The sequence below is a fragment of the Opitutaceae bacterium TAV5 genome (genome assembly GCA_000242935.3).
In the GTDB taxonomy this organism is placed as follows: domain Bacteria; phylum Verrucomicrobiota; class Verrucomicrobiia; order Opitutales; family Opitutaceae; genus Geminisphaera.
In genome coordinates, this window is sequence record CP007053.1 from 6,981,869 (window position 1) to 7,002,461 (window position 20,593).

The 20,593-nt window shown below is 65.2% G+C and carries 22 protein-coding genes; 10 read left to right on the forward strand and 12 right to left on the reverse strand.

The genetic code is table 11. The features are described from left to right. Window positions 1-201: 201 nt before the first annotated feature. The 3 genes from OPIT5_29485 to OPIT5_29495 all read left to right on the forward strand — a co-directional run bounded on the left by OPIT5_29485 (window position 202) and on the right by OPIT5_29495 (window position 3,267). Window positions 202-1,575: a dimethylallyladenosine tRNA methylthiotransferase gene (locus OPIT5_29485; protein AHF93699.1), complete on the forward strand. Its 1,374-nt coding sequence runs from the start codon at window positions 202-204 to the stop codon at window positions 1,573-1,575. 543 nt (window positions 1,576-2,118) lie between these two features. Next, a complete protein-coding gene (locus tag OPIT5_29490) occupies window positions 2,119-2,658 on the forward strand; it encodes a hypothetical protein (protein AHF93700.1) in 540 nt (179 codons plus the stop codon). Window positions 2,659-2,688: 30 nt separating this feature from the next. Continuing rightward, entirely contained in the window at window positions 2,689-3,267 is a 579-nt protein-coding gene (locus tag OPIT5_29495) for a guanylate kinase (protein ID AHF93701.1), read from the forward strand. Window positions 3,268-3,435: 168 nt separating this feature from the next. Here the strand turns inward: OPIT5_29495 and OPIT5_29500 are convergent, their stop codons facing one another. The 9 genes from OPIT5_29500 to OPIT5_29540 form a co-directional block, all read right to left on the reverse strand. Continuing rightward, window positions 3,436-4,221 carry an esterase gene (locus OPIT5_29500; protein AHF93702.1) on the reverse strand — a complete coding sequence of 262 codons (786 nt, stop codon included), beginning with the start codon at window positions 4,219-4,221 and terminating at the stop codon, window positions 3,436-3,438. Between the two features lie 30 nt (window positions 4,222-4,251). After that, window positions 4,252-4,713 carry a hypothetical protein gene (locus OPIT5_29505; GenBank protein AHF93703.1) on the reverse strand — a complete coding sequence of 154 codons (462 nt, stop codon included), beginning with the start codon at window positions 4,711-4,713 and terminating at the stop codon, window positions 4,252-4,254. A 71-nt stretch (window positions 4,714-4,784) separates the two neighbouring features. Further along, a complete protein-coding gene (locus tag OPIT5_29510) occupies window positions 4,785-5,738 on the reverse strand; it encodes an N-acetyl-gamma-glutamyl-phosphate reductase (GenBank protein AHF93704.1) in 954 nt (317 codons plus the stop codon). A 485-nt stretch (window positions 5,739-6,223) separates the two neighbouring features. After that, a complete protein-coding gene (locus OPIT5_29515; protein ID AHF93705.1) occupies window positions 6,224-6,418 on the reverse strand; it encodes a 50S ribosomal protein L35 in 195 nt (64 codons plus the stop codon). 51 nt (window positions 6,419-6,469) lie between these two features. After that, on the reverse strand, window positions 6,470-8,050 hold the full coding sequence (gene groEL, locus OPIT5_29520; GenBank protein ID AHF93706.1) for a molecular chaperone GroEL: 1,581 nt from the start codon (window positions 8,048-8,050) through the stop codon (window positions 6,470-6,472). A 46-nt stretch (window positions 8,051-8,096) separates the two neighbouring features. Beyond that, the gene (locus OPIT5_29525) at window positions 8,097-8,207 is read right to left on the reverse strand and encodes a hypothetical protein (protein ID AHF94902.1); all 111 of its coding nucleotides are present in this window, start codon (window positions 8,205-8,207) and stop codon (window positions 8,097-8,099) included. Next, a complete protein-coding gene (locus OPIT5_29530) occupies window positions 8,204-8,422 on the reverse strand; it encodes a DNA-directed RNA polymerase subunit omega (GenBank protein ID AHF93707.1) in 219 nt (72 codons plus the stop codon). Before OPIT5_29530 ends, OPIT5_29525 begins: the two co-directional genes overlap by 4 nt. Before the next feature lie 215 nt (window positions 8,423-8,637). Continuing rightward, entirely contained in the window at window positions 8,638-9,315 is a 678-nt protein-coding gene (locus OPIT5_29535) for a LuxR family transcriptional regulator (GenBank protein AHF93708.1), read from the reverse strand. Next, complete coding sequence (locus OPIT5_29540) at window positions 9,312-10,475, reverse strand: histidine kinase (protein ID AHF93709.1); 1,164 nt, start codon at window positions 10,473-10,475, stop codon at window positions 9,312-9,314. Before OPIT5_29540 ends, OPIT5_29535 begins: the two co-directional genes overlap by 4 nt. 280 nt (window positions 10,476-10,755) lie before the next feature. Between OPIT5_29540 and OPIT5_29545 the strand changes: the two genes are divergently transcribed. The 7 genes from OPIT5_29545 (at window position 10,756) to OPIT5_29575 (ending at window position 18,696) form a co-directional block, all read left to right on the forward strand. Continuing rightward, on the forward strand, window positions 10,756-11,637 hold the full coding sequence (locus OPIT5_29545; protein ID AHF93710.1) for a hypothetical protein: 882 nt from the start codon (window positions 10,756-10,758) through the stop codon (window positions 11,635-11,637). A gap of 182 nt (window positions 11,638-11,819) precedes the next feature. Next, on the forward strand, window positions 11,820-12,017 hold the full coding sequence (locus OPIT5_29550; protein AHF93711.1) for a general stress protein CsbD: 198 nt from the start codon (window positions 11,820-11,822) through the stop codon (window positions 12,015-12,017). Then, window positions 12,014-12,223 (forward strand): hypothetical protein, encoded by a 210-nt coding sequence (locus tag OPIT5_29555; GenBank protein AHF93712.1) that lies wholly within the window; start codon window positions 12,014-12,016, stop codon window positions 12,221-12,223. The genes OPIT5_29550 and OPIT5_29555 overlap by 4 nt, the downstream gene beginning before the upstream one ends. A 245-nt stretch (window positions 12,224-12,468) precedes the next feature. Then, entirely contained in the window at window positions 12,469-13,827 is a 1,359-nt protein-coding gene (locus OPIT5_29560; protein ID AHF93713.1) for a secretion protein HlyD family protein, read from the forward strand. After that, window positions 13,824-16,601, forward strand: coding sequence for an ABC transporter (locus OPIT5_29565; protein ID AHF93714.1), 2,778 nt, complete (start codon window positions 13,824-13,826; stop codon window positions 16,599-16,601). The genes OPIT5_29560 and OPIT5_29565 overlap by 4 nt, the downstream gene beginning before the upstream one ends. Before the next feature lie 3 nt (window positions 16,602-16,604). Continuing rightward, on the forward strand, window positions 16,605-17,729 hold the full coding sequence (locus OPIT5_29570) for a membrane protein (protein ID AHF93715.1): 1,125 nt from the start codon (window positions 16,605-16,607) through the stop codon (window positions 17,727-17,729). Between the two features lie 94 nt (window positions 17,730-17,823). Then, a complete protein-coding gene (locus tag OPIT5_29575) occupies window positions 17,824-18,696 on the forward strand; it encodes a hypothetical protein (protein AHF93716.1) in 873 nt (290 codons plus the stop codon). A 197-nt stretch (window positions 18,697-18,893) separates the two neighbouring features. On the opposite strand, the gene OPIT5_29580 is transcribed toward OPIT5_29575, so the two are convergent. The 3 genes from OPIT5_29580 to OPIT5_29590 all read right to left on the reverse strand — a co-directional run bounded on the left by OPIT5_29580 (window position 18,894) and on the right by OPIT5_29590 (window position 20,588). After that, window positions 18,894-19,625 carry an RNA polymerase subunit sigma-24 gene (locus OPIT5_29580; GenBank protein ID AHF93717.1) on the reverse strand — a complete coding sequence of 244 codons (732 nt, stop codon included), beginning with the start codon at window positions 19,623-19,625 and terminating at the stop codon, window positions 18,894-18,896. Window positions 19,626-19,784: 159 nt separating this feature from the next. Then, window positions 19,785-20,048, reverse strand: coding sequence for a hypothetical protein (locus tag OPIT5_29585; protein ID AHF94903.1), 264 nt, complete (start codon window positions 20,046-20,048; stop codon window positions 19,785-19,787). A 126-nt stretch (window positions 20,049-20,174) separates the two neighbouring features. After that, window positions 20,175-20,588, reverse strand: a complete 414-nt coding sequence (locus tag OPIT5_29590) for a hypothetical protein (GenBank protein AHF94904.1) — start codon at window positions 20,586-20,588, stop codon at window positions 20,175-20,177. Window positions 20,589-20,593 lie beyond the last annotated feature (5 nt).

The window sequence follows — 20,593 nt, forward strand, 5'->3', positions numbered from 1 at the left end:
TCCAAAAAAATCATGCCAGAGAACCTTCCATCAAAACGGAGGGCAAAGACGCCCGATCTGTGGAGGTGCCTGATGATACCAGATGGCATTCTTGTTCTGCCCGTCCCTGCCTTCCCCGCAGTTCCCGTTTGACCCGCCGCCCGGCGTGGTTAACCCCAAGCCTTTTTCTTCCGATCGCCCACGACAGGCACCACGTCACGAGTGAACCGCGTTTATATCAAAACCTACGGCTGCCAGATGAACGAGCGCGACAGCAACGCTGTCGCCGCCATGCTGCGCGCCCGCGGTTACCGCATCGTCAACGCCGAGGACGAGTGCGACATCATGCTCCTCAATACCTGCTCCGTCCGCGACGCCGCCGAACAAAAAGCCCTCGGCAAGGCCAGCTACGTGAGCCAGCGCAAGAAGCGCAACCCTGACTTCGTCCTCGGCATCCTCGGTTGCATGGCGCAAAACCGCGGCGCCGAAATCCTCGAAAAACTCCCCGACGTCGACCTCATCATCGGCACCCAGAAATTCCACCAGGTCCCCGACTATCTCGAAAACCTCCGCGCCGCCCGCGAGGCCGGCGTCCCCGTCGGCGACACCATCATCGACATCGCCGAGGAACCCGGCTCCCAGAACACCATCCGCGACCACCTCGCCCCCCCCGAAGGCGAACGCCAGGTCACCGCCTACGTCTCCATCCAGCAGGGCTGCAACATGGACTGCGCCTTCTGCATCGTCCCGAAAACGCGCGGCGACGAACGCTCCCGGCCCATGGACGACATCGTCGCCGAGTGCCGCACCCTCGCCGACCGCGGCGTCCGCGAAATCACGCTCCTCGGCCAGATCGTCACCAGCTACGGCCGTCGCGATTATGTCCACACCGGCGGCATCTCGCCCTTCGTCCAGCTCATCGAAAAAGTCCACGCCATCGACGGCATCGACCGCATCCGCTTCACCTCCCCTCACCCGCGCGGATTCAAACAGGACCTCGTGGACGCCTACACCCGCCTGCCCAAACTCTGCGAATACGTCCACCTCCCCATGCAGAGCGGCAGCGACCGCATCCTGCGCGCCATGCGCCGCCCGTATTCACGCGAACGTTACCGGCAGATTGTCGAATCCCTCCGCGCCGCCCGGCCCGACATGTATTTCTCGACCGACATCATCGTCGGTTTCCCCGGCGAGACGGACGCCGAGTTCGAGGAGACGCGCACCCTCTTCGAGGAGTGCAATTACGACATGGCCTACATCTTCAAGTACTCCATCCGCACCGGCACGCCCGCCGCCGCCATGGGCGACCAGATTCCGGACGACGTGAAGGAGCACCGCAACCAGGTCCTCCTCGAAATCCTCCGCCGCAATTCCGAACGCCGCAACGCCGCCCTCCTCGGCACCATCGAGGAAGTGCTGGTCGAGGGCCCCGACAAGACCGGCCTGCGCTACACCGGCCGCACCCGCGGCAACCGCGTGACGATTTTCGACGCCAGCCCCCGCCTCGTCGGCCAGCTCGTCCCCCTCCGCATCGAGCGCGCCACCGTCAGCACCCTCTACGGCCAGCTCGAACTCGCCGGCATGGAAGCCGCGTGAAAACAAGCCATTAGCCGCGAAGGAGCGTAAAAATCTTCACGCGGATGAAACGGTGCGTGGCGCTTATAAGCGCCATGGAGGATTTCCCTGCAAAAAGACCCTTTGCACTGCGATCCCGGGGATTCGTTGCAGTGCGCGAGGATTCTGAATCCGGGAGAAGTTGAGCATTCCGGGGACGCTGGCTTGCCCTCTGCGCCCACTCCCAATCTCTGCGGTGTAAGAATTTGCACCACAGAGATTGGGAGCAGGCGCAGAGAGAAAGAGAGAGAGGTTACGCCCTCCCCGTATCTTGTTTCCTTGCCCGCAGCCCCTCCCTCCCGCCTTCGGTTGCGGCTGCGCCGCGCTGCGCTCTTTTGCGGCTAAAAAATCCTCCCCGTCCGTCCTGACCGCGATCCGGTGACATTTTACCGCCTTCGCGGCTATCCGGTCTGATCCTGCGCCAAAACTCCCGCCTCTCCCGGAGAAATCTTGATACCCGCCCCGCTCTTTGCGTTTCTAGGCCTCTTTGCGGTCAAAACCACTTTCCTGAAGATCATCATTTCCATGTCGCTCCTCCTCGCCACGCTCCTGCCCGGCCTGTTTCTGCTCGGCCTCGGCAGCCTCTTCCTCGCCAACAATTCCCTCGTGACCGCCAGCGTCCGCGCGCTCCCCCGTTCGCGCCGCGCCGCGGCGGTGTTTTTCGGGCTCGGCGCGGCCTGGTTTCTCTTCAACGTCTGGAACCTCTCCGCGGCCGACTTCGGCGAGTTTCGCACCCCGCTCTTCATCGGCTTCGCGGTGATCGCCGTGCTGGCCTGGCAATTTGTCCCCGAATTTCTCGCCGTGCGCGGCATCGCCATCCTGCTCCTTCTCGTCGCCTCGCCGCTCCTCCACGCCGCCTTCACGCAATACGAACACCCGGCGCGGCTGTTCATGGTGTCGCTCGTCTTCGCCGGCATCCTGTTCGCTCTCTGGATCGGCGCCCAGCCGTGGCGGTTGCGCGATTTTATCGAGTGGCTCTACCGCACGCCCGGCCGCTCCCGCGTCTTCGGCGCCCTGCTCGCCGGCTACGGCGTGCTCCTCACCATCGTGGCTTTCAGCTACTGAAACGCCCGGCCTGATCACGCTTTTCCACCCGTGTCCGCCGCCGTCCTCATCGTTCTCGCCGGCCCCGCCGGCTCCGGCAAAACCACGCTCTGCGACCGCATGGTCGCCGAAATCCCCGGCTTCGAACGCGTCGTCACCACGACCACCCGCGAACCTCGCCCCGGCGAAATCGACGGTGTGCATTACCATTTCCTCTCGCCGGAACAATTCGACGCAAAAGTCGCCGCCGGAGAATTTCTCGAATGGGCCTGGGTCCACAAAAAGAACCGCTACGGCACCCTCGCCTCGTCGGTCCACGAGCCCCTCGCCGCCCGACGCAGCCTCATCCTCAACATCGATGTGCAGGGCGTGGAAAATTTTCGCCGCGCCGCCGCCACCGATCCGTTGCTGGCGCGTTGCATGACCACGGTGTTCGTCACCGTGCCCATCTCCGAACTCCGCCAGCGCCTCGAGCTGCGCGGCGAGACCCCTGCCGAGATCGACCGCCGCATGCAGACCGCCGAGGCGGAGCTGCGCGAGATCGGCAAGTTCGACCACGTCATCGAAAGCCGTTCGCGCGAGGAAGATTTCGCGGCGCTCGTCCGCATCTGGAAACAGCACGCGGCCTGAACCGGAGCGGGGGCATTCCTGCCGCTGCGACGAGGCGCGAAAGCGCCTCGCCTCATTTGCCGGAATACAACACGAGGTCGTAACCGCTCGGTGCCGCGGGATGTTTTTCCGATATCCGGATGCCCTGTCCGGCAAAGCAGCGGCAGGAATGCCGCCGCTCCTTTACCCTCACTTCAACCGCAGGTTCGCCGCGTGAAACGCCAGCGCCTCGCGGATGTGCGTGTCCCAATAATCCCAGTTGTGCTCGCCCGGATGTTCCGTGTACCGGTGCGGCACGCCGTGTTTTGTCAGCGCGGCGGCGAAGGCGCGGTTGTCCTCGATGAGAAAATCCTCCGTGCCGCAATCGAGCATCAGCTTCGGCAGTTTGCCCGCCGCCTTCGCCTCGGTCGCGAGCGCCAGCAGATCGTGCGCGCTGCCGCGGCGGGGCGAGCGTCCGAAAATCCGCCGCATCTCCTCCGCAAACTCCGGCGCCCACCCGCGCGCCCGGACCGCCTTCCGGTAATCCGCCGAACGGGCGATCTGCCCCCAGCCGACCGCGCCCGAATGGCTGTTGACCGAACAAAACCGGTCCGCGTAACCAAGCCCGAGGCGCAACGCCCCGTAACCGCCCATCGAAAGCCCGCCGATCGCGCGGCCGCTGCGGGCCGCCCTCGCGGGAAAGGTCTTTTCGACAAATGCCGGGATCTCCTCGCCCACATGCCGCCCCCACGCCTGCCCTTCCTCGTGGTCCGTGTAAAAACTCCGGTATCCGTCGGGCATGACAACGATCAGCGGCAGGCCGGCCACGTAGCATTCGATGCGGGTGTTGCGCAGCCAGTTGAACGAGTCGTCGGAGAGCCCGTGCAACAGGTAAAACGTGGCGTAAGGCGGCTTGCCCGTTTCGGGCAGCAGCACCTGGAGGGTCGTCTGCTTGCCAATGATCGCGCTTTTCCAGTGAACCGTTGCCCAGGCCATAAATGATCCTTTCGCGTTATCCGTCCGGATTTATCCCTTCGCCCCCTTGATCAGGACGACGTTGGCGAGGTCGTTTTTCTCGAACTCGTCCCAGTAACCGTCCTCGAGCTGCTTGAGCCGGGCGTCGGCGTTGATCGGCGGGCCGCCCTTGCCGGAGGCGTGATGGCGCGCCTGTTCGGCCGACAGGTCGCGGTCGGCGAGGCGTGTCACGAGTTCGTGCCAGAAGGTATCGTTGTCGTAATCGCCGAGGATCTTCCGGAGGCGTTCGTCCTCGTAGAGTTTTTCCGAAAGGGTGAGGCGGCCGTCGCTGCCCACGGTCACGAGATCGGCGCAACCGAACGGCGTGGCGAGCTCGAGCAGTTTTTGTTCGATCTCGGCAAAGCGCTTCGTCGCCGGCGCCTCCTGCCCGTCGCGCGGGATCGTCGTTTGCAGGCCGAGCCAGACGAGCTCCAGCAGGCGGGTGTATTCCCTGGTCGTAAACGTTACCTTCATGAGATGTGGTGTGGGTTGGAGGCGGGTGTCCGGGGCGCTGATCCGATGCGGATACTGATCCGTGGCCGGTTTTATGCCGGCAGGCCATCCCCTTCGTCGAGGCCGAGGTGAAGATTCATGCTCTGCACGGCGCCGCCCGAGGCCCCCTTGCCGAGGTTGTCGAGCCGCGCGATGATCACCGCCTGGGTGTCGTTGCCGAACACGCCGATGTCGCAGCGGTTGGTGTCGTTGCATGCCTGCACGTCGAAAAACCCGCCGTCGAGCGTCGCCGACTCGTCGCCAAGGGGCAGGACGCGGACGAACTTTTCACCGGCGTACGCCTCCGCCAGCACCGCGTGCAGCGCGGCCGGCGAGGGTTTGCCCGGCAGGCTGGCGAGCGGCAGCGGCACGGTCACGGACAGGCCCTTGTAAAAGGCGGCGACCACCGGATTAAAAAGCGGCGCGGCGGCGAGGCCCGCATGCACGCGCATCTCGGGCAGATGCTTGTGCGCGAGGCCGAGCGCGTAGAGGCGCGGGCTGGCGAGCTTCGCCGGCGCCGGCTGCTGTTCGTAGTCGGCGATCATCTTTTTGCCGCCGCCGCTGTAACCCGTGATGGAAAACGCCGAAAACGGAAAATCGGCCGGCACCCGCCCGGCAGCCACCAGGGGCCGCACCGCGAGCAGAAATGCCGTCGCATGACACCCGGGGTTGGCGATGCGTTTCGCCGTGCGGATTTTTTCGCGATACGCGGCGCCGAGTTCGGGCAATCCGTACGCCCACGCCGGATCGACGCGGTGCGCCGTGGAGGCGTCGATCACGCAGGTGCGCGGGCTGGTGACGAGCGCGGCCGACTCTTTGGCGGCGGCGTCGGGCAGGCAAAGAAACGCCACATCGGCGGCGTTGAGGCAGGCCGCGCGGGCGGCGGAGTCCTTGCGCCGGGCCGGATCGATTTCGATCACCTCGACATCGGCGCGCGCCGCGAGCCGCTCGAATATCTGGAGACCGGTGGTGCCTTCCTGGCCGTCGACAAAGACTTTGGTTTTCATGCGCAAAGGCCTCACCATCGCAGTCTGTCCCGCGCCTCGCAACCCTTTCTCCACACTTGGGTCCGGATTGGCAGAGCCAAAACCAAACCTTTGAACAGAAGACAAGAAGAGCACGAAGAGGTCCCGTCTCCTGCCACCCGGTCCTGCATCCGGAACCTTTGTTTTTTTAGAAAACGCCGCGCTTGCACCCTCACCGGCCAGTCTTCGGGGATGCCTTCGTCATCTTCCTGGCTGATGTTACGCGGAGAGCGTCGTGGCACGGGCTTCCAGTCCGTGGGTTTGGTGTGGCATGGGCATCCGTGCCCATGATTGCCGGGGAGAGGGGGGACGTTTGCGGCGCGGAGCGCCGTCCACGGGCAAGGATGCCCGTGCCACGTCGGCCCGCATAACATCAGGTATAGTCAAGGAGGCTCCGGTAACGCTTGCAGCGACGCGTAGCCGCAAGCCCTCCGTGTCCGGGCTTCCCCTCCCCCCCCGGCCCCGTGTCAAAGACCGAACGGCAGACACTGCTTCAGCGCAGCGGCGTGCCCGGGGGCGACGAGCTTGTCCTTCGATGCGCGCCGTTTTGCCTTCGTGCTTTTCGCAGCCAGCAGGTGCCGGAAGCCGGGAGTGCGGCGCAACAGCTTGCCGGTTCCGGTCAGCTTGAATCGCTTGGCGACCGATTTTTTGGTCTTTTGCATAATTGTATTCGACTAATAGATACGGTGTGGGGGGGGGGAGGGGGACCGGAGTCAGCTCGCGGGGATTTCGGTGATCAGGCACTCGGTCGTGAGGAGCAGGCCGGCGATCGAGGCGGCGTTTTGCAGCGCGGTGCGCGTCACCTTGGCCGGATCGACGACTCCCGCCTTGACCAGGTCCTCGTATTCGCCCGTGGCGACGTTGAAGCCGTGGTTGCCCTTCCCCGCCTCCACCCGGTCGATGACGACTGCGCCCTCGATCCCGGCATTGGCGCAAAGGGCGCGGATGGGAGACTCGATGGCGCGGCGCACGATCTGCGCGCCGATGGCTTCGTCGCCTTCGAGCTTCAGCGCGTCGACGACCGGGCCGCAGCGCAACAGGGCGACGCCGCCGCCGGCGACAATGCCTTCCGCCACGGCGGCCCGGGTGGCGTGCAGCGCATCGTCGAGACGCGACTTTTTCTCCTGCATTTCGAGCTCGGTCGAGGCGCCGACCTTGATCACCGCGATGCCGCCCGCGAGCTTGGCCAGGCGCTCCTGGAGCTTTTCCCGATCGTAGTCCGAAGTGGTTTCCGCGATCTCGCGCCGGATTTGCCTGATGCGCGTCTGGACGTCCGCCGGCGTCCCGGCGCCGCCGATGATGATCGTGCTTTCCTTGTCCACGGTGATGCGTTTGGCGCTGCCCAGTTCGCTGAGGGAAATGTTCTCCAGCTTCATGCCGAGGTCCTCGCTGAAGCAGCGTCCGCCGGCAAGCGTCGCGATGTCTTCCATCATGGCCTTGCGGCGATCCCCGAAACCGGGAGCCTTGACCGCGCAGACATTCAGGATGCCGCGAATCTTGTTCAGGACGAGCGTCGTGAGCGCCTCGCCTTCGATGTCCTCCGCGATGATCAGCAGCGGACGTTTCCCCTGGGCGATCACCTGAAGCAGGGGCAGGAGATCCTGCACGCTGCCGATTTTCTTTTCGTGAACGAGCACGTAAGCGTCTTCCAGGACCGCCTCGAGGCGGTCCTCGCCGGTGGTGAAGTAGGGCGAGAGGTAACCCTTGTCGAACTGCATGCCCTCGACCACCTCGAGCGTGGTCTCGACGGATTTGCCTTCCTCCAGCGTGATCGTCCCGTCCTTGCCCACCTTGTCCATCGCGTCGGCGAGGATGCGGCCGATGGAATCGTCCCAGTTCGCCGAGACGGTCGCCACCTGCCGGATTTCGTCGCCGGTGGACACTTTCCGCGACACGCGCGCGAGTTCGAGGACCGCGGCCTCCACGGCCTTGTCGATGCCGCGTTTGAGGAAGATGGGGTTGCAGCCGGCGGTGACGCTGCGCAGCCCTTCCTTGTAGATGGACTCGGCCAGCACGGTGGCGGTGGTGGTGCCGTCGCCCGCGGCATCGGAGGTTTTGGACGCCACTTCCTTCACCATCTGCGCGCCCATGTTTTCGTAAGGATCGGGCAGCTCGATTTCGTTGGCGACGGTGACGCCGTCCTTGGTCACCGCGGGCGAACCGAATTTTTTGTCGATGACGACGTTGCGGCCTTTGGGGCCGAGCGTGACTTTTACGGCGCGGGCGAGGAGCTCGATGCCGCGGAGAATTTTCTGACGGGCTGCCTCGTCGAAAAGGAGTTGTTTTGCTGCCATGATGATTGAATTTCCGGTTGTGGTTGAGTGTTGGATACGTACCTGCTCAGGCGACGACGCCGGGGATGTCGTCTTCGCGGACGAGTGTGTATTTCCGGTCGTCGAGCCGCACCTCGTCACCGCTGTGCCGGACGACGGGCACGGTGTCTCTCTTCACCGGCGCGCCAGTTCGCCGGCCGTCGGAAGGTCATAGCTGATTTTGCCTTCGTAAATTTCGCGCAGGGCGATGTCTTCGGGAGCCATTTTTTCCAGCGATACCACCAGCGGACGATGGCCCAGGCGGAGTTGCTTGACGCGGCGCGAGACGACGTTGATCAGGATATAGGGATCGGTGATGACCTTGAGTGCGTTTTGGATGTAGTCGTCTCTCATTGGATAAAAGGGGGTACGGGCGCTGAAACAGAAGTGGCGGTGAATGACATATGATATATCCGGGCCTTGATCCCGGCTGGTTTGAACAGTGTAGAAGTGAAGTGCCGCAAACGCGACATATATCGCGCCCGCCGGCAGCCCGGTGGGGCAACACGCTCGCGGGGCACGCGGTTGAAATGATTATAGATGAAAGATGAATGCCGGCGCGCGTGTCGTCAGTCGGTCGTCACCTGAACGCGGCTCTCGATGACGCCGGTCGCGATGGCGTGGCGGGTGAGCCCGGCGGTGTCGTGGATGTCGAGCTTGTTCATCAGTTGCTGCCGGTGTTTTTCAACGGTCTTGATGCTGATGCCGAGTTCGGCCGCGACCTGTTTGTTGGCCGCGCCTTCGGCCACGAGTTGCAGCACTTCGGCTTCGCGCGTGGTCAGCGGCGGATCGGATTTCTTGCGTGGCGCGCCACGTTCGCTGGATCTCTGCGCGGCGTCCCGCAGACGCTTCAGGATCGACGCACTGAAATACGGATGCCCGGCGACGATTTCCCGGATCGCACGGACCAGCACCTGCCCGGAATTCTGTTTCACCAGATAGCCCGACGCGCCGACCGCGGCCATTTTGGCCACATACTCGTCATCGCTGTGCGCGGAGAGCACCAGCACCCGGGTGGCGGGTGCGGCGAGCAGGATCTGTCGCGTCGCCTCGAAGCCGTTGAGCACGGGCATGGCGATGTCCATCACGACAACGGTCGGGTGGAGCTTCCGGGCCAGGTCCACCGCCTGGCGGCCATTCGACGCCTCGCCGACGACATCGAAGTCGGGATCCAGCACCAGCAGCGACCTCAATCCTTCACGGACGATGGCATGATCTTCGGCGAGCAAGACGGTGATCCGTTTCATGAGCCCGGTCCTCCCTGCTTGACGAGGAACGGAATCTCGGCGCGCACGGTGGTGCCCTTGCCCGGCACCGACTCGATGGCGAAGTCCCCGCCCACCATCTCGACGCGTTCGCGCATGCCGAGCAGACCGAGGCGCTTGTTGTTTCTGGAGGCGAGGATGCGATCCACCTGGAAGGATTTGCCGTCGTCGCGGACTTCGAGCCGGACGGCGTCGGTGATCTTGCAGATGCTCACCTTTACGCGCCGCGCATGCGCATGGCGGGCGACGTTGGTGAGCGCCTCCTGCGCGACCCGGTAAAGCACGGTGCGCCGGATGTTGCTCAGGGTCTCGACTCCGGGAAATGCCGTGAAACGGATGTGCAGCCTCTTGCGGCCGGGCAGATCCTTGATGTAGGAGCGCAGCGCCGGGATCAGCCCGAGGTCGTCGAGCATCGCGGGGCGAAGTTCGCGGGCGTAGCGATGGACGATCAGGACGGACTGCCCGACCAGCCGCTGGGTCTGGGCGATTCGCTGGCGGAGGTTCCGGCTGTTGATCGCGGCGGCTTCCTGCAAGGCCGCGAGCTGCACATTGATGCCGGCCAGAATCTGGGCGACCTCGTCGTGCAATTCACGGCTGATTTCCTTTCGCTCCTCCTCCTGCGCCGACAGGACCTGATGTGCCAGACGCCGCGATTGCTGCTGCATGCGTTGCGACTGGGCCAGGAGCCGGCTGTAGTGCCGGGCTCCCCGCACGAGTTGCCTCTCGCCCTTCTTCCGTTGCGCGACTTCGCGCCGCACCTGCTGCCGGGCAACCGCCAGCGCGGCGGTGCGCTCGCGCAGCCTGGCATCGATCTGTTGCGCGTGGAGGGCGGCCGCCTGCGCGGCCGGGTGCGTTTGCTCGACCGGTGTCAGCACTTCGAGAAAGAAGAACGCGCCGGCCTGCGCGAGCGGTTTTGTCTGCTTGCGGCCATCGGGCAACGAGTGCGGCGAGGCGAGCCCGGCCACCGCCCGGTCGTGCATGCGGGCCAGATCCAGCGTGTCCAGCCCCAGGGATACGGCCGCGCGCCCGAGCACGCCGGCCGAACGCACGGGCAACCGTCTGCGTGTCCGTTGACGACGCAGATGGTGTTGCAGCGCAGTGTGGTACTGTTTCTCGAACTGGATTTTTGTGTCGATTGTCATGGCTGCATCCTTCCGCGCGGGGTGGTTTGCCGGATGGTACTTCCTCTCATGGTCGGGGAAGGCAATCGGTGCCTGCGTTTGTCTATTAACTAATGCGGAATGCCGGCTTTGGCGAGCGATTGTTTATGGGGTGATGACCTGCCCGGCCGCCGTAGGGTTACGCCCCATGGTGAACGGTCACCTTCAGTCGTATAGTTTAGTTTCACGCTGGCATCCTCCTCCGCCCAGGTCCCCACAAACAAACGGAGCTTCAGGCTCGGGATGCAGGAGAAACACAAACATGAAAAATCACGTCTGCAAATTTATCGACCCTGTCGGCACCACGACCATGTCCGCCGAACCAGCGGTCAACCCACTCGTCCGGCATGTGCGTAACGCTATAAAGAACTTCTTCCGGTTCCTGCCTCGTCCCGAAAGATCCGGGCAAACGGGCGGCATGAAATTCCTCCGGCTCGCATCGGTCTTGTCGGCTGCCATGCTGGCCGGTTCGTTCGCGCGGGGCGCTGACGAATCCTCTGCCGGCGCCACCACGAATCTGACCCAGGGCGGCCGGGAGGAAACCACCTCTTCGGTTCAGGCCTCCGATGTCGTTCGCAAGCTCAACGCAGGCAACCGCCGCATGCAGGCAGGCAGCCCCAGGCAGGCAGGATGGCAGGGACTGTCACCCGGTCAGCAGGCCCGATCCGGCAGGGTCAGATCGGTGGATGCCTTCGTGGTGACCAGTGTGGAACTGGCGCCCCTGGTTCCCAAAATCGTCGATGCCGAGCCGGGAGCGATTGTCACGGAGACGGTGGACCTCGAGAACATCACCGAGGCCGACGTCCGGCGCATTGTCGAAAAATTCCTCGCCACCAATACGACCCTTTTTGTGGTGCTCGTGCATCCGACACCCGAGCTTGAAGCCCGGTACGGCGGCTCGAAGTCCCGGATAGACGCCGCACTCGACCGGATCGCGACAAACGCAAAAAAACGTTTCCTCGATCTGAGCCCCGAGCTGAATGACCGTATCCGGAACGGGACGCTGAGCATGATCACCGGCACCTATGACCGTGCATCGCTGAAACTCGTGCTCCTCCGCATGCCGGACATCGGCCAGACCTGGGGTTCCAGTTACCAGCTTCCGCATCCCGAGAACATGATACGGGTGAGCCCGTCTTCCTGATTTCGCAGGATCGCGCATCCCGGCTCCCCTCAGGCGGCGGCATCCTGCCTCCCGCCGTAGGGTTACACCCCATGGCAACCGGCCGGCCCCGACCGTAGTATCAGCCGGCATCCGGATAGCGGAACGCGCTTGCCGTCATGTTGGCGACAAACGGAAACAAGGAACCAACCGAAAGACTCACCATGAACACACTCGAAATCAAAGGCGACTGGAACATCACCAAGGGCAAACTGAAGCAAAAGTGGGCCAGGCTCACCGATGACGATCTCCAGTACGCCGAAGGCAAGCAGGATGAATTGATCGGCCGGATACAGAAGCGCACCGGCGAAACCCGTGAAGCGGTCGAAAAAGCGATCCGGGAATACGGAAAGCGGACATGAAAGATCACGTCTACAAGCTCATCGAACTCACCGGCACCTCGACCACGTCCATCGAGGACGCGGTGGACAAGGCCATCCGGCGCGCCCACAAAACCGTAAAAAACCTCTGCTGGTTTCAGGTGGTGGAAACACGCGGCAATATCGACAAGGGGAAGGTGCAACACTGGCAGGTGACCATCAAGGTCGGCTTCTCCGTGGAGAACTGAGCGTGTCCCCGATAACGGCAGAAGGCCGGAGAGGAATCTTCCATCGCTCCCCGGCTCGATGCCCGGGCGGTGGGTGACGCTGGGCAGGCTCAACCCGCCCGATCCGGCCCGAATGCCGTCGGATTCGTACGGGTATTGTTTGTCAATACTCGTCGCCGTCTCCGGTCCCGTCACTCCCGATTCGACGAGGGAGAATAATCCATTATATGACTTCGCCCGCCACACCGGCCATTCAGGCAGCGGCCATGGCCGCCCAGGCTGCTGCGATGGCGGCTCAGGCGGCCGCGATGGTTGCCCAGGCCACCGTACCGGACAACAACCAGCCCGCCGCACCCGCTGCTCCCCCGCCCGCTGCATCGCCGGCTCCACCAGCCAAACCCGACGACCATGCCACCGCTCCGCCACCCGCCGCGCCGGACGCCGGGGCCAAGCCCGACGAGAAGGCCGGGGAGCCTGAAAAATCAGGGAAGGACACGCCCGCCGAAAAAGACGGGAAGGCCAAAAAGGACGAGACACCGCCCGGGAAAAAGGGCGCCTCGGTCAAAAAAAAGGTGCTGGTTTCGGCCGCCATCGCCGCCGTCGTCATCGTGATCGCGGTGCTGGTCTGGAGCGCCCTCAAACCCTCCGGCCCGGGCGAAGGCTTTGTCAGCGGCAACGGCCGGATCGAGGCCACCGGGATCGACATCGCCGCCAAGCTCGCCGGACGTATCCACGAAATGATGGTCAACGAAGGCGACTTCGTGCAGGCCGGCCAGCCCCTCGCGCAGATGCAGGTCGACGTGCTCGAGGCGCAGCGCAACGAGGCGCGCGCCCAGTCCCGCCAGGCCACGAGCGAGGTCGCCAGCGCCGAAGCCCAGGTGGCCGCGCGCCAGAGCGACACCGCCGCCGCCCGCGCCGTCGTGGTGCAGCGCGAGAGCGAACTGGACGCCGCGCAGCGGCGGCTCGCGCGCAGCGAAACGCTCTCCCGCGCCGGCGCCATGACCATCCAGGAGTTTGACGACGACCGCGCCCGCGTGGATGGCGCGGTGGCTGCCCTGACCGCGGCACAGGCCCAGGTGGTCGCCGCCGCGGCCGCCGTCCGGGCCGCCGAGGCCCAGGTCGTCGGCGCCGTCGACGGCGTGGCCGCGGCCGAGGCGACCGTCGCCCGCGTCGAAGCCGACATCCGGGACAGCCTGCTCGCCTCGCCCCGCGACGGCCGCGTGCAATACCGCGTCGCACAGCCCGGCGAAGTCCTCGCCGCCGGCGGCAAAGTCCTCAACCTCGTCGATCTGGGCGACGTCTACATGACCTTCTTCCTGCCCGAGACGGTCGTCGGCCGGTTGGCGCTGGGCAGCCCCGTCCACATCGTGCTCGACGCCGCGCCGCAATACGTGATCCCCGCCAGCGTGTCCTACGTCTCCGCGGTTGCGCAGTTCACCCCCAAGACCGTGGAGACCGCCAGCGAACGGCAGAAACTGATGTTTCGCGTCAAAGCCCAGATCGACCCCGCGCTGCTGAAAAAACACGTCAGGCTGGTCAAGACCGGCCTGCCCGGCGTGGCCTGGCTCAAGCTCGATGCGCAGGCCGCGTGGCCGGCCGATCTGGAAATCAGGGTGCCGGAATGACCCCGGAGACGTCCACGTCCACGCCCGCGTCTGCCCCCGCGCCCGTCGCCCGCCTGGATGGCGTCATCCTCCACTACGGGAAAACCGTGGCGCTGGACGGCATCACGCTCGACCTCCCCGCCGGCCGCATGGTCGGCCTGATCGGCCCTGACGGCGTGGGCAAGTCCAGCCTGCTCTCGCTGATCTCCGGCGCGCGGGCCGTGCAGGAAGGCAGCGTGCGCGTCCTCGATGGCGACATGGCCGAAACGCGCCACCGCGAGCGCGTCTGCCCCCACATCGCCTACATGCCCCAGGGCCTCGGCAAGAACCTCTACGCCACGCTCTCGGTGGAGGAAAACCTCCAGTTCTTCGGCCGCCTCTTCGGCCACGACGCCGCCGAGCGCCGCCGCCGCATCGACGAGCTGACCTTAAGCACCGGCCTGTCTCCGTTCCTCTCGCGCCCCGCCGGCAAGCTCTCCGGCGGCATGAAACAGAAACTCGGCCTGTGCTGCGCGCTCATCCACGACCCCGACCTGCTCATCCTCGACGAACCCACCACCGGCGTCGATCCGCTGGCCCGCGCCCAGTTCTGGGACCTCATCCGGCACATCCGCGACCAGCGCCCCGGCATGAGCGTGATCGTCGCCACCGCCTACATGGACGAGGCCGAGCGCTTCGACTGGCTGGTCGCGATGGACGACGGCCGGGTGCTGGCCACCGGCACGCCCGCCGAACTGCTCGAACGCGCCGGCAGCGACACGCTCGACACCGCCTTCATCGCCCTGCTGCCCGAAGAGAAACGCCGCGAACACCGCGAAGTGACCATCCCGCCCCTCGCCGGCGGGGAGAATGCCGAGATCGCCATCGAGGCTACGGACCTCACCATGCGCTTCAGCCAATTCGTCGCCGTCGATCACGTCAGCTTCCGCATTCGCCGCGGCGAGATCTTCGGCTTCCTCGGCTCCAACGGCTGCGGCAAGTCCACCACCATGAAAATGCTGACCGGCCTGCTCTCGGCCAGCGAAGGCCGCGCCTCGCTCTTCGGGCGCGAAGTCGACCCGAAGGACATCGCCACGCGCCGCCGCGTCGGCTATATGTCGCAGGCGTTCTCGCTCTATTCGGAGCTCTCGGTGCGCCAGAACCTCGTGCTGCACGCCCGCCTCTTCCGCCTGCCGGAGGCGGACATCCCCGCGCGGGTGGACGAGATGGCGCGGCGCTTCGGCCTCGTTCGCTCGCTCGACGCCATGCCCGACAACCTCCCGCTCGGCATCCGCCAGCGTCTCTCGCTGGCCGTGGCGATGGTGCACAAGCCCGAGTTGCTGATCCTCGACGAGCCGACCTCGGGCGTGGACCCCGTCGCACGCGACAGCCTCTGGCAACTGATGATCGATCTGGCGCGCAACGACCTGGTCACGATCTTCATCTCCACCCACTTCATGAACGAGGCCGGGCGCTGCGACCGCATCTCGCTCATGCACGCCGGCCGCGTGCTCGTGACGGACGTGCCGGCCGACCTGGTGCGTAACCGGGGAGTGGATACGCTGGAGCGGGCCTTCATCGGCTACCTGGAGGAGGCCGGCGCGCGCGGTGCGGCGAAAACACCGGAGACGAAGGCACCGCCGCCTCCCGCCCGCGCGCCGGCCACCGCGTCCTCGCGCCACTGGTTTTCCTTCAACCCCGCCCGCGCCTGGAGCTTCAGCCTGCGCGAGACCCTGGAGCTCCGGCGCGACCCGGTGCGCGCCACCATGGCGCTGCTCGGCGCGGCCATCCTCATGTTCGTGATCGGCTACGGCATCAGCCTGGACGTGGAGGACCTCACCTACGCCGTGCTCGACCGCGACCAGACCACGCTCAGCCAGAACTACGCGCTCAACCTCTCCGGCTCGCGTTACTTCGTCGAACGCCCGCCGATCGCCGGCTACGACGACCTCGACCGGCGCATGCGCTCCGGCGAACTCGCGCTGGCCATCGAGATCCCGCCCGGCTTCGCGCGGGACGCCGCGCGCGGTCGCGCCGTGCAGATCGGCGCCTGGGTGGACGGCTCCATGCCCCAGCGCGCCGAGACGGTGAAAGGCTACGTGCAGGGCATGCACCAGGGCTGGCTGACGGACCAGGCGCGGCTCCGGCCCGACGCAGGCTCCGCGGCCGCCCCGGCCACGATCGAGACGCGCTATCGCTACAATCCCGACGTCAAGAGCCTGCCGGCGATGATTCCCGCGGTTATCCCCATGCTCCTCCTCATGATCCCGGCCATGCTGGCCGCGCTGTCGGTCGTGCGCGAGAAGGAGCTCGGCTCGATCCTCAACCTCTACGTCACGCCCGTCACCCGCAGCGAATTCCTGCTCGGCAAGCAACTGCCCTACATCGCGCTGGCGATGCTCAACTTCGCACTGATGACCCTGCTCGCCGTCACGCTCTTCGGTGTGCCGATCAAGGGCAGCTTCCTCACGCTCGCGGCGGCGACGCTCCTCTTCGTGACCTTCTCGACCGGCTTCGGCCTGTTCGCCTCCACCTTCACCCGCAGCCAGATCGCGGCGATCTTCGTGGCCATGATCGGCACCATGATCCCGGCCGTCCAGTTCGCCGGCATGATCAACCCGGTCTCCTCGCTGGAGGGTGCGGGCGCGGTCATCGGCCGTGTTTACCCGGCCTCGCATTTCCTCACCATCAGCCGGGGCGTGTTCAACAAGGCGCTCGGGTTCCCCGACCTCTACGCCGGGTTCGGGCCGCTGCTGCTGGCGGTGGTGGTGATCCTGGGCCTCTCCATCGTGCTGCTGAAAAAACAGGAGACCTGAACCATGTCGCATGCCGCCAATATCTACCGGCTCGGCGTCAAGGAACTGTGGAGCCTGGCGCGCGAACCGATGATGCTCGCGCTGATCGCCTACATCTTCACGCTGTCGATCTACGTCGCGGCCACGGCGGTGCCGGAGACCCTGCACAACACGCCTGTCGCCATCGTGGACGAAGACGGCTCGCCGCTGTCGGCGGCCATCGCCTCGGCGTTTTTCCCGCCCCGCTTCAAGCCCCCGGCGATGATCTCGCTGGCCGGCATCGATTCCGTCCTGGATGCCGGCTCCTATACCTTCGTGATCGACATCCCGCCCGATTTCCAGCGCGACGTGCTGGCCGGCAAGTCGCCGGCGATCCAGCTCAACGTCGACGCCACCCGCATGAGCCAGGCCTTCACCGGCAGCGGCTACATCCAGCAGATGGTGACGGACGAAGTCACCGCGTTCGTCCAGCGTTACCGCGGCAACGCCGCCCCGGCGGTGGAACTCGCGCTGCGCATGCGCTTCAACCCCAACCTGGAGCAGGCGTGGTTCGGCTCTCTGATGGAGCTGATCAACAGCGTCACCCTGATGTCGATCATCCTGACCGGCGCCGCGCTGATCCGTGAGCGCGAGCACGGCACCATCGAGCACCTGCTGGCGATGCCGGTCACGCCGGCCGAGATCATGCTGGCCAAGGTCTGGTCGATGGGCCTGGTGGTGCTGGTCGCCTCGACCATTGCCCTGGTGTTCGTCGTGAAAGGGGCGCTAAGCGTGCCGATCGAAGGCTCGGTGGTGCTGTTCATGGCCGGTGCCGCGCTGCACCTGTTCGCCGCCACCTCGATGGGCATCTTCATGGCCACACTGGCGCGCTCGATGCCGCAATTCGGGTTGCTCGCGGTGCTGATCCTGCTGCCGCTGCAAATGCTCTCGGGCGGCTCGACCCCGCGCGAAAGCATGCCGGAGCTCGTGCAGAACCTGATGCTGGTCGCGCCCACCACGCACTTCGTGGCGGTCGGCCAGGCCATCCTCTTCCGCGATGCCGGCCTCGACGTCGTCTGGCCGCAGTTCCTGACCCTGGCCGCGATCGGCGCGGTGTTTTTCGGCATCGCGCTGAACCGGTTCCGCAAGACTATCACCCAGATGGCCTGAATCCCGGGGCAGCCTGCGTGCAGCGGGCGCAGGTGCGCGGAGGTAGGGTAACACCCCATAACGGCAGAGGCTGAAAGGGTGCATACTGTCCCTCATGCTCAAAATCATACGTTCGATACTTTTCCCTGTGGCAGCGCTCGCCGCAGCGTTTTGCGTCCCGGCCACCGTTTCCGCCCAGTCCATCCTGCTCTCGGCGGGTGACTTCGCGCTGCTCGGTGGCACGGCCATTACCAGCACCGGTAGCGACGGCACGGTGATCAGCAACGGCAACGTCGGTGTCGGTCCGGGCACCGCGATCACCGGCTTTCCTCCGGCGGAGATCGAGAACGGGAGCATCATCGGAGCCGGCGATGTGACCGGCCAGGCACGGCTCGATCTCATCACGGCCGCCACGGGTCTGGCTCTCATGGCGTTCGACACGACCCTGAGCAACGTGGATCTGGGCGGGCTGACCCTGCTCCCGGGTGTTTACAAGTTTGACGCCGGGGCGACGCTGACCGGAGCGCTCACACTCGACGCCAACGGACAGGATGGCGCATTCTGGGTTTTCCAGATCGGCACCTCGCTCATCACCTCCGTCGATTCGTCAGTCACGGTCATCAACACCGGTTCCGGCGGCGGTAGCGATCTCGGCATCTTCTGGAACGCCGGTGCCGAAATCACCTTCGGCGCCAACAACGTGATCGCGGGGAATTACATTTCGGGCACCAGCATCACTGCCGGCGCCGAAACCGCTGGCGGAGCCCGGCTGCTGGCGCTGGCCGGCGTCTCGCTCGACACCAACCAGATCGATGCCCAGGGCGGCCTCGATGGCGGCGACTGGAGCGGCGGCCTGACGTATGCTGCCGATGGCATCAACGTGGTGCCCGTTCCGGAGCCGGCCGCCGCTCTCTGGCTGACTCCCCTCGGCGCTCTTGGCTTCGTCATCTGGCGGAGGCGTCAGGGTCACGGCAAAACAGTCGCGTAAAAACGGGAACATCCCTGCAAGGCAAGCGTGACCGATCAAGGTCAAAGGAATAACAGGCCCCGGGGTAAAAATATCCCGGGGCTTGTTGTGTGCAACGGAAAGAGCTCCGGTCACCGGACGGTTCAGTTCCCCCGACCGTTCGATAAAGTGACGCAGATGCGCACCCGGCACACCTTCCCTGCCAGGCGGGCGGAGTCTCACCGGGCCGGACTCCCGATAACAAGGCCACCCAGGTGACAGGGCGGACGGTCGGGCTCAAACCACCGGGACAAGGGCGAGCTTCCCGATGCGGCCTCGGGATAGATCCGGACAAGACGTTTGCGAAGATCTTCCCGGGCCCGGCCGATGCGGCTTTTCACCGTGCCCGGGCTGAGGCCGAGGGTGTCGGCGATTTCGTCATAGGAGCAGCCCTGACGATTGCGCAACGTGAGGATTTCACGCTGGAGGACGCCGAGTTCCTCCATGCACGCCGTGACGTGCGCGAGAAATTCGCGGTTCATCGCTTCGCGCACGGGGTCGGGATCATCACTGGCAACGAGGTCCGCGAAGGTCGTCGTGCTGTCGGCATTGAGCACGCAGTCAAAAGAGAGAGTCGCATGACGACGGCGGCAGAAAAAATACCAGTAGCGGTTACGCGAGAGATTGGCGGTGATCCGGTGCAACCAGGCGGCGAGCGGGCATTCGCCCCGGAAGAGCGCCAGGCCGCGATGCGCGCGGATGAACGTGTCCTGGACGATTTCCTCGGCATCGGCACGGTTGCGCAGCAGGGCGTACGCGATGGCGAACATTTTCCCGCGATGAAGCATGACAATCTCGGCAAAGGCGGCGGCATCCCCGGCGTTGAAACGCCTCACCAGCGCGGCGTCATGCTCCGTTTCCCGGACGGCGGTCGCATCGGGGCGGCCGCGATCCGGTGGCATCCCCGGCATGGATGGACGACGGGGCTTCGCTTTCGCATCGGCAGCAAATCGTCGTCCGGGCAACGCTGTGAGGCGGTCGCTGGACGATGAGGGATCGTAAAAGCGCCGTGACTTGTCCATCGACGCGAGACTATCCGAAAACATCCGGCCCAAAAATGGGGTGATGCCCTACCGGCGCCCGGCCGCGATCCGTTGCGAAACCAATCGGTCCACCTCGTCAAAATCACAATGCGGCAGCAATCTGTCACGTTGTTCCGGCAAAGTGAGGGTGGCGCCGGGTTGCTCGCCATGATGTTCGAGGATGCGGGCGAGGCCTTCGGCGTGGCTGCCATTCTCCTCGTCGAGCAGTCCGCGGACGATGGTCAGCAACCCGTATTCCGCCGCGAGGAGGGTTCCGGATCCGTGAGTGATGGGTATCGCATTCGAGTGCATGTCGGAGGCCGGGCGGCCAGCCCTGCTTCAGCGCGGCGGTGTATCCGGAAAATAATGATGGTCGGGGAATCTGCCACGGTCAGCGAGCGGGCGGAGACCGGCCCCCTCCCCGCTCCCTCGGGAAACTCACGGTTCGCGCCGGTCTTCTCGCCCGGCGGCCCGGGCGGCCTGGCGCATCCGGTCCTCGCCGGCTTCCTCGACGCCTTTTTCGGCCAGTTGTTCGCTTTCGCTCCGGCCCTCCGCATCCTCGTCCTCGTCGGGGGGCTCGGCGGTCTGGCTCCCGGCCGAGCCCGGCGCGGGGTCCCAAGGTTTTACTTCGTTGATCGAGTCGAGCATCGCCTCCTGCCGGTCCGCATCGGATTCGCCCGTCACTTCACGCTTCGCCTGCTCGTAGTTGGCCTGCGATACGTGCGGCGGCGCATGGCCGGCGATCACGGCCAGTTCGCGCGTGCGCCGATGCACCCTCTCGCGAGCCGCCGGCACGCCGGCGGGGTTTTCGTTTTCGGCCGGATGGTTTTTATCGGGAGAATTTGTATCCATGTGGG

Coding starts and splice junctions, on each gene's coding strand:
- OPIT5_29490 (AHF93700.1), top strand. CDS start 2,119: ATGTCGCTCCTCCTCGCCACGCTCCTGCCCGGCCTGTTTCTGCTCGGC.
- OPIT5_29500 (AHF93702.1), bottom strand. CDS start 4,221: ATGGCCTGGGCAACGGTTCACTGGAAAAGCGCGATCATTGGCAAGCAG.
- OPIT5_29505 (AHF93703.1), bottom strand. CDS start 4,713: ATGAAGGTAACGTTTACGACCAGGGAATACACCCGCCTGCTGGAGCTC.
- OPIT5_29510 (AHF93704.1), bottom strand. CDS start 5,738: ATGAAAACCAAAGTCTTTGTCGACGGCCAGGAAGGCACCACCGGTCTC.
- OPIT5_29515 (AHF93705.1), bottom strand. CDS start 6,418: ATGCAAAAGACCAAAAAATCGGTCGCCAAGCGATTCAAGCTGACCGGA.
- groEL (AHF93706.1), bottom strand. CDS start 8,050: ATGGCAGCAAAACAACTCCTTTTCGACGAGGCAGCCCGTCAGAAAATT.
- OPIT5_29530 (AHF93707.1), bottom strand. CDS start 8,422: ATGAGAGACGACTACATCCAAAACGCACTCAAGGTCATCACCGATCCC.
- OPIT5_29535 (AHF93708.1), bottom strand. CDS start 9,315: ATGAAACGGATCACCGTCTTGCTCGCCGAAGATCATGCCATCGTCCGT.
- OPIT5_29540 (AHF93709.1), bottom strand. CDS start 10,475: ATGACAATCGACACAAAAATCCAGTTCGAGAAACAGTACCACACTGCG.
- OPIT5_29545 (AHF93710.1), top strand. CDS start 10,756: ATGAAAAATCACGTCTGCAAATTTATCGACCCTGTCGGCACCACGACC.
- OPIT5_29550 (AHF93711.1), top strand. CDS start 11,820: ATGAACACACTCGAAATCAAAGGCGACTGGAACATCACCAAGGGCAAA.
- OPIT5_29555 (AHF93712.1), top strand. CDS start 12,014: ATGAAAGATCACGTCTACAAGCTCATCGAACTCACCGGCACCTCGACC.
- OPIT5_29560 (AHF93713.1), top strand. CDS start 12,469: ATGGCCGCCCAGGCTGCTGCGATGGCGGCTCAGGCGGCCGCGATGGTT.
- OPIT5_29565 (AHF93714.1), top strand. CDS start 13,824: ATGACCCCGGAGACGTCCACGTCCACGCCCGCGTCTGCCCCCGCGCCC.
- OPIT5_29570 (AHF93715.1), top strand. CDS start 16,605: ATGTCGCATGCCGCCAATATCTACCGGCTCGGCGTCAAGGAACTGTGG.
- OPIT5_29575 (AHF93716.1), top strand. CDS start 17,824: ATGCTCAAAATCATACGTTCGATACTTTTCCCTGTGGCAGCGCTCGCC.
- OPIT5_29580 (AHF93717.1), bottom strand. CDS start 19,625: ATGCCGGGGATGCCACCGGATCGCGGCCGCCCCGATGCGACCGCCGTC.
- OPIT5_29585 (AHF94903.1), bottom strand. CDS start 20,048: ATGCACTCGAATGCGATACCCATCACTCACGGATCCGGAACCCTCCTC.
- OPIT5_29590 (AHF94904.1), bottom strand. CDS start 20,588: ATGGATACAAATTCTCCCGATAAAAACCATCCGGCCGAAAACGAAAAC.